Annotated in this window: 2 protein-coding genes; both read right to left on the minus strand. The window is 38.1% G+C overall.

All coding sequences use genetic code 11. From position 1 onward, the window contains the following. Window positions 1-8 precede the first annotated feature (8 nt). Window positions 9-449, minus strand: a complete 441-nt coding sequence (locus QT74_RS07885; protein WP_033752048.1) for a hypothetical protein — start codon at window positions 447-449, stop codon at window positions 9-11. Next, a complete protein-coding gene (locus tag QT74_RS07890) occupies window positions 437-706 on the minus strand; it encodes a hypothetical protein (protein WP_050579225.1) in 270 nt (89 codons plus the stop codon). The genes QT74_RS07885 and QT74_RS07890 overlap by 13 nt, the downstream gene beginning before the upstream one ends. Window positions 707-827 lie beyond the last annotated feature (121 nt).

Below are 827 nucleotides of genomic sequence, written 5' to 3' on the forward strand. Positions count from 1 at the left end.
ATAATTTCTTAATTTTTTCGCTCAATCAATTTTGGTTGTCCAAGTCTTGTGCTGCGCGTGAAATGCCAAGTGTTTTTATTGACTAATTCTTCGTATTCTTGACTCCCTTTTTGAGCGCAAACGCCCTCAACCTTTAACGCTCCCTCTTCATCAGTCCCGATAGTGTCATGATCAATCTTTAGGGCAAAAACGCTCCGTTGGACTTCAGCCCCTCTAGTGGTTGAATCCTCATTCACAATGCCAATCACATAATCCGCCTTACGCATGAGTTCAAAATGCTTGTGCTGAGCCGCTTCGCCTCGTCGTGGGCGAAAATAATCCAAAGTGCATTCATCGCACAACTCTTTAAAATCCTCATTTCCTGGAATAGTCCCTTTATAAGCGCCTGAAACCATGCACAACAACAAATTGTATTTTTCATGCGCTTTCAAATCTTCTAACTGAGCCATCGTTTTTCTCCTTTGAATTTAACTCTGTAAGCCCCACTGATAAAAATGGGGCTTATTGAATTAAATTTTCTAAAAAGGTCGTGTTGGTTAAAAAAGGGGTGGATAATAAAAAGTAGGGGATTTTTAAGTAGATTTTTATAAAAACTATGGTAGTGTTGCTTGAACGCTTGAACGCTTGAACGCTTGAACGCTTGAACGCTTGAACGCTTGAACGCTTGAACGCTTGAACGCTTGAACGCTTGAATGTTTAGTGCCATTTTTACCCCTTTTAAAAAAAGATGACTTGCGGTATTGTATCTAGTGATATTTAATCAATGGCTAACCATTATTTTTATCGTTATTTTTGTCTTAAGATTTTATCTTTCAAACAATTTTTTT

The organism is Helicobacter pylori SA213A (genome assembly GCF_000476275.1).
GTDB lineage: Bacteria > Campylobacterota > Campylobacteria > Campylobacterales > Helicobacteraceae > Helicobacter > Helicobacter pylori_CL.

What these genes read in the sequence shown, in the direction of transcription:
- QT74_RS07890 (WP_050579225.1), bottom strand. Translation starts at nt 706, where the DNA reads ATGGCACTAAACATTCAAGCGTTCAAGCGTTCAAGCGTTCAAGCGTTC.
- QT74_RS07885 (WP_033752048.1), bottom strand. Translation starts at nt 449, where the DNA reads ATGGCTCAGTTAGAAGATTTGAAAGCGCATGAAAAATACAATTTGTTG.